Annotated in this window: 5 protein-coding genes; 2 read left to right on the top strand and 3 right to left on the bottom strand. The window is 72.5% G+C overall.

What is annotated here, in order from left to right; translation table 11 throughout:
* Positions 1-89: 89 nt before the first annotated feature.
* From alr to MJ785_RS19185, 3 genes are all read right to left on the bottom strand, one after another.
* Positions 90-1,310 (bottom strand): alanine racemase, encoded by a 1,221-nt coding sequence (gene alr / locus MJ785_RS19195; protein WP_239347980.1) that lies wholly within the window; start codon positions 1,308-1,310, stop codon positions 90-92.
* Positions 1,311-1,674: 364 nt separating this feature from the next.
* A complete protein-coding gene (locus tag MJ785_RS19190) occupies positions 1,675-3,219 on the bottom strand; it encodes an NAD(P)H-hydrate dehydratase (protein ID WP_239382129.1) in 1,545 nt (514 codons plus the stop codon).
* A gap of 105 nt (positions 3,220-3,324) precedes the next feature.
* Entirely contained in the window at positions 3,325-3,681 is a 357-nt protein-coding gene (locus tag MJ785_RS19185; protein WP_239312463.1) for a holo-ACP synthase, read from the bottom strand.
* Positions 3,682-3,805: 124 nt separating this feature from the next.
* Between MJ785_RS19185 and MJ785_RS19180 the strand changes: the two genes are divergently transcribed.
* Together MJ785_RS19180 and MJ785_RS19175 are read left to right on the top strand one after the other, a co-directional pair.
* The gene (locus tag MJ785_RS19180) at positions 3,806-4,360 is read left to right on the top strand and encodes an SWIM zinc finger domain-containing protein (protein ID WP_239382128.1); all 555 of its coding nucleotides are present in this window, start codon (positions 3,806-3,808) and stop codon (positions 4,358-4,360) included.
* 74 nt (positions 4,361-4,434) lie between these two features.
* Positions 4,435-5,392: toll/interleukin-1 receptor domain-containing protein (locus MJ785_RS19175; RefSeq protein ID WP_239382127.1), on the top strand; the 958-nt coding region annotated here is incomplete at its 3' end.

Below are 5,392 nucleotides of genomic sequence, written 5' to 3'. Positions count from 1 at the left end.
GGCAAGCATCCGCCCGGCGCCCAGCACCTGGGCTGAAGCTGCCGTCCACGGGCCACCGGGCGGCAGGCCGTCATCATCGAGCGGCACGCTCACGGCAGACCGTTTTCCAGCCCGGCGGAGCCGGCCGGCCCAGCTGGCCTGGCCGAGCCGGCCGAGCCGGCTGGGCGGGGCGCGTTCACGTACACCCTCGGGACCCGGGCGCCGATCCTCGTGACGATCTCGTAATTGATGGTGCCGAGGGCATCCGCCCAGTCGGTGGCGGTCGGCTCGCCGTGCGCCCCCGGCCCGAACAGGACGACCTGGTCACCCGCTTGGACCGGATCATCACCGACATCCACGACGAACTGGTCCATGCACACCGTCCCGGCGATACGCCGACGGCAGCCGGCCACCAGCACCTCGGCCGTGTTGCCCGCCGACCGGGGCACGCCGTCGGCGTACCCGAGCGGCACCAGCGCCAGAGTCGCCTCGGCCGAGGTGGCATAACGGTGGCCATAAGACACCCCGCATCCCGCTGGCACCCGTTTGACCAACGCCAGCCGCGCGGTGAGCGTCATCGCCGGACGCAGGCCGAGGGCGGCGGGAGAACCGACCTGGGGCCCAGGCGACAGGCCATACACGGAGATTCCCGGCCGGACCAGGTCGAAGTGCGCGTCCGGGCTGAGCAGGGTCGCGGCCGAGTTGGCCAGGTGCCGCACGAACGGTCGCAGACCGGCCTTCTCGGCGACGGCCACCGCGTCCGCGAAACAGCCGATCTGTGCACGGACGGTCGGATGACCAGGTGAGTCCGCAAAGGCGAAATGGCTCCACACACCGACCACGTCGATCAGGCCGTCGGCGGCAAGCGCCGCCGCCGCGTCGCACAGGGCTGGCCAGCTCTCCTCGGTCGCCCCCGCCCGGTGCAGGCCGGTGTCGACCTTCAGGTGGACGCGCGCGGCACGGCCGGTCAGCCGCGCGGCCGCGGCGATCTCCGCCAGCGCCCAGGGTGCCGACGCGGACAGGTCGATGTCGGCGGCGATCGCCTGCGCGAGCCGCTCCCCGGGAGTGACCAGCCACGCCAGCACCGGCGCCGTGATCCCGGCGGCGCGCAGCGCAAGTGCCTCCGCGATGACCGCGACCCCCAGCCAGCTCGCGCCGGCCTCCAGCGCCGCGCCCGCGCAGGCGATCATCCCATGGCCGTAGCCGTCGGCCTTCACCACCGCCATGGTCGCGGCGTTCCCGGCTCGGGCGGCCAGCGTCGCCACGGACTCGCGGACCGCATCAAGATCTATAACCGCGCACGCGGGCAGATCCTCACTCTGCGGTGTCATCCAGCGCCTTCCTGACCCGCCCAGAGCAGCCTGGCCGCCCCCGGACGCGCGATTCTCAGCCTTAGAGCGACCGGCAACAGGGGACGCGGCGTCGCGGGGCTGGGGCACGCACCTCACCGCATTGTCGTCGGTCGCCACCCAACACCAGGGTGACTCCCTCCTCCGCCTCGCGATGCACGCACCCCAGCCCCGCTCCTTGATCCACGCCCCTATTGCCGGGCGCTCTTATTCCGCGCGGCCGCCGGCCACCCGCGCACGTACTCCGACGGTAACAAGCAGCGCCCGGCCAGATCACACCGAGGCGCTACATCCCGCTCACATCGCACCCCGGCGGGGCCAGCTGGCGGGACCAGCCGCGGTTCGGTCAACGGCTGCCGCCGGCCCGGCGGCGCCCGCGGGCCGCCAGCATCGGAACCAGCTCGGAGGCAGCCAACGGATGGCCGGCCCGTTGCGCCGCCCGGCCGTGTAGATGCGCGCCCACGCTGCCGGCATCCAGTGGAGTCAGCCCACCGGCGAGCAGTGAGCCGCACAGCCCGGTCAGGACGTCGCCGCTGCCCGCCGTCGCCAGCCACGGCGTCCCGGTGGTGTTCACCCGTGCCTGCCCGCCCGGGTCGACGATCAACGTGCGGCTGCCCTTGAGGAGCACGGTCACCCCGAGTTCGGCGGCGACGCGCCGGGTCATCCCCAGCCTGTCCGCGGCCAGTTCCTCGGCAATCGCCGCGGCCTCCCGGTGCGACGACGCCTCGACCAGCCGGACGAACTCGCCCTCGTGTGGCGTGAGCAATGTCGGCGCGGCCCGGTCCCGCAGTGCGGCAACCGCCCGGGTATCTCCCGCCAGCGCGCCCAGCGCGCCCGCGTCAAGCAGCACAGGCAGCTCGCTGGCCAGCAGGGCCAGCACCACCCGGGCCGTCTCGCCGTCCGGTGGCAGGCCAGGGCCGACCGCCCACGCCTGCACCCGGCCGGCCGCGACAACCGCCTCGCCGTCACCAGGGCCGATCTCGGTGACCACAGCCTCGGGATGCGCGCGACGCACGTGATCGGCGGCGGCGCCGGTGCTGACCACCCGCAGATAGCCCGCGGCCCCACGCAGCGCCCCGCCGGTGGCGAGCACCGCGGCACCCGGATAGGCGTCGCTGCCGGCCACCAGCCCCAGCACACCCCGGGTGTACTTGGAGTCCGTAGGGCGGGGGCTCGACAGCAGCTGGGCGGCCGCGGCGTCATCAAGAGCGACCAGATCCGGCGGAGGAAGCGCCAGCCCGATGTCGACGAGCTCCACCCGGCCCGCGTGATCGGCCCCCGGCGAGATCAGCAGCCCGCGCTTGTGGGTTCCGAACGTCACGGTGCTGCTCGCGCGGACGGCCGCGCCCGCCACCGCGCCGGTGTCGGCGTCCACCCCGCTCGGGACATCCACGGCGACGGTGCGCCCGGCCGGGGACAGCCCGGCCAACCGGGCGTGGCCCGCACGCAGGCCGCCCTTCCCCCCGATACCGAGCATGCCGTCGAGGACCAGGTCCGCCGCGGTCAGCAGGCTGGCGGCGGTGTCCTCGCCGACCGGCCGGCCAGGAAGCGGCGGCCGCGCGCCGGCCGGGTCTGGACTGGGCAGGCAGTGCAGGCGCCCGCCCGCCGCGAGCAGTGCCGCGGTCCCGGCTGGATGCGTACGCCCAGGAGCGAGGGCGTCCACCCGGGCGCCCCTGGCCGCCAACCGCGCACCCGCCCACAGCGCGTCACCACCGTTGTCACCGCTCCCCGCGAGGATGACGACCCGGGCACCGTACACCCGGCCGAGCCTGCGCGCCGCATGCGACAGCAGGCCGTGGACGGCCCGCTGCATCAGCGCGCCCGGCGGCAGGCCGGCGAGCAAAGGCGCCTCGGCATCCCGCACCTGGGCTACCGAATGTGCGAATCTCATAGCCGTCATGCTCGCTGCGGAGAAGGTGCTCCGTCGAACCGTCGGACGCACATCCCAGCCCTCCGTCAGCGCTCCTCAGCAACCAGTGGGCCACCACGGCCGAGGTCAGTTCTCTGTGATCACAAATGCGATCGCCACGCCACCGTCATGGGTCAGGGACAGGTGCCACGAGCGGATGCCAAGGCCCTCCGCCACGGCCGCCACGGTGCCACTGAGCCGCAGCCGCGGACGCCCGCTCGGGTCGGTGACAACCTGGGCATCGTGCCAGGACATCCCGGGCGGCGCTCCCAGCGCCTTGGCGCACGCCTCCTTCGCGGCAAATCGCGCGGCAAGCCGTTCGGGCGCCTCGACAGCCCGCTCGTGGCTGGTGAACAGCCGATCGGCGAGCGAGGGGGTCCGACGCAGCACGGCGGCGAACCGCTCGACGTCGACGACATCCACCCCGATACCCACCACCGCCATGGGCCCGAGCCTGTCACGTCCAGCATCGCCAGGGCGGCTCTGGCAGAGTGATGTCGGGCGTGAGCCGCGGCCCGAGGCGTCGGGGCCCTGTGCCCACCGGTAGCGGGTCTCGTAGAATTGCCCGATGATCGTCAACCAGTCGGGGCCAAACGGACATGACGACATCGCCATCACCCCGTTGCACGCCGTTTTCGACGAGGACGAGTGCGCTCGCCTCGCGGGCCTGGGCGAGTTCACCCGCGGCGTCGCCCTCGCGTTGCAGGGCCGAGTCGGCGATCTGCGGATCCGGCCGAGCAGCGCCTCCGGCACCGTGGACGGTGACCAGCCCACCCAGACCCAGCTGTCAGTGATCGATGGGACGCCGGGGTCGACCTGTACATGTCCGACAGGTGCCGTCGAACAGTTCTGCGCACACGCGGTCGCGCTGGCGCTCGTGGCCACCGGGGCGATCGACCCAGGTGAGGACGACGACGACTTCGACAGTAGCGACGACGGCTTCTACGACGCCGACGGCCAACCGATCGACCTGCGGGATTTCCTCGAAAGCCTCGACGGACCCGCGCTGGTCGATCTGGTGGTCGATCTCGCCGCCGTCAACGACGTGCTGGCGATGGACCTGCGCGAGGCCGCGACCCGCTGGCGGCGTCCGCACCCGACCAGCGGCCCTGACCTGGCCTAATCCCGTCCGGTCCCGTCCCGTCCCGTCCGGTCAGTGACGGTCCGCGGCTGGGGTGGCACGCTGCTGGGGTGGGCATGGAAGAGGACCAGCCGGACGGGCTGGCGCGGGTGGACTTCTTCATCTCCTACACCAGCGCGGACGAGGCATGGGCGACCTGGGTCGCCGAGGTCCTGGAAACCGAGGGCCGCACAGTGGCGGTGCAGGCGTGGGACTCCCCCACCGGGGAGAACTTCGTCCTATGGATCAAACTGCGGATGGACACCGCCGCCCGCACGATCGCGCTCTGCTCCCCGGCGTACTTCGACTCGCACTGGTGCACCCAGGAATGGACCGCGGCGCTGGCCGGGAGGAAACTCATCCCACTGCGCGTCGCCGACTGCACGATCCCCACCGTGCTGGCCACGATCGGCTACCGCGACCTGTACCGTTTGGATGAGACCACCGCACGGCGCCGGCTGCTGGAAGCCACCGCTCTGGTCCCGGTCGCCCGGGTGTCGACCGGTTTCCCCGGCAGCTTCACCCCGCCCCCAGCCCCGGTGATAGGCACCGCATTCCCCGGCCAGTTACCCACCGTGTTCACGGTCCCAGCCCGCAACCGGTACTTCACCGGCCGCGCGGCGCTCCTGGGCCAGTTACGGGCTGGCCTGGCCGACGGGGTATCGATAGCGGTCACCGCTCTACACGGCCTCGGTGGCGTCGGGAAAACCCAACTCGCGATCGAGTACGCCCACCGGTACGCCGCCGACTACTCCCTGATCGGTTGGATTGACGCCGAACAGACCGATCTGATCGGCGAACAGCTCGCCGCCCTCACCCCCCACCTCGGGCTACCCACCACCGGGCGGATTGGTGACGACGCCGCAGCCGTGCTGGACTGGCTGCGCCGGCACCCCGGCTGGCTTCTGATCTTCGACAACGCCACCGAACCGACCGGGCTACGGCCCTGGCTCCCCGACGGCCCCGGCCATATTCTGATCACCTCCCGGTATCCGGGCTGGGGCGGGCTCGCCGACCGCATCGACGTCGATGTCC

Origin of the sequence: Protofrankia sp. CiT1 (genome assembly GCF_917627335.1) — a bacterium.
Classification (GTDB): domain Bacteria; phylum Actinomycetota; class Actinomycetes; order Frankiales; family Frankiaceae; genus Protofrankia.
The sequence above is the reverse complement of the archived record's forward strand: the minus strand, read 5'-3'. Positions and strand labels throughout refer to the sequence as shown.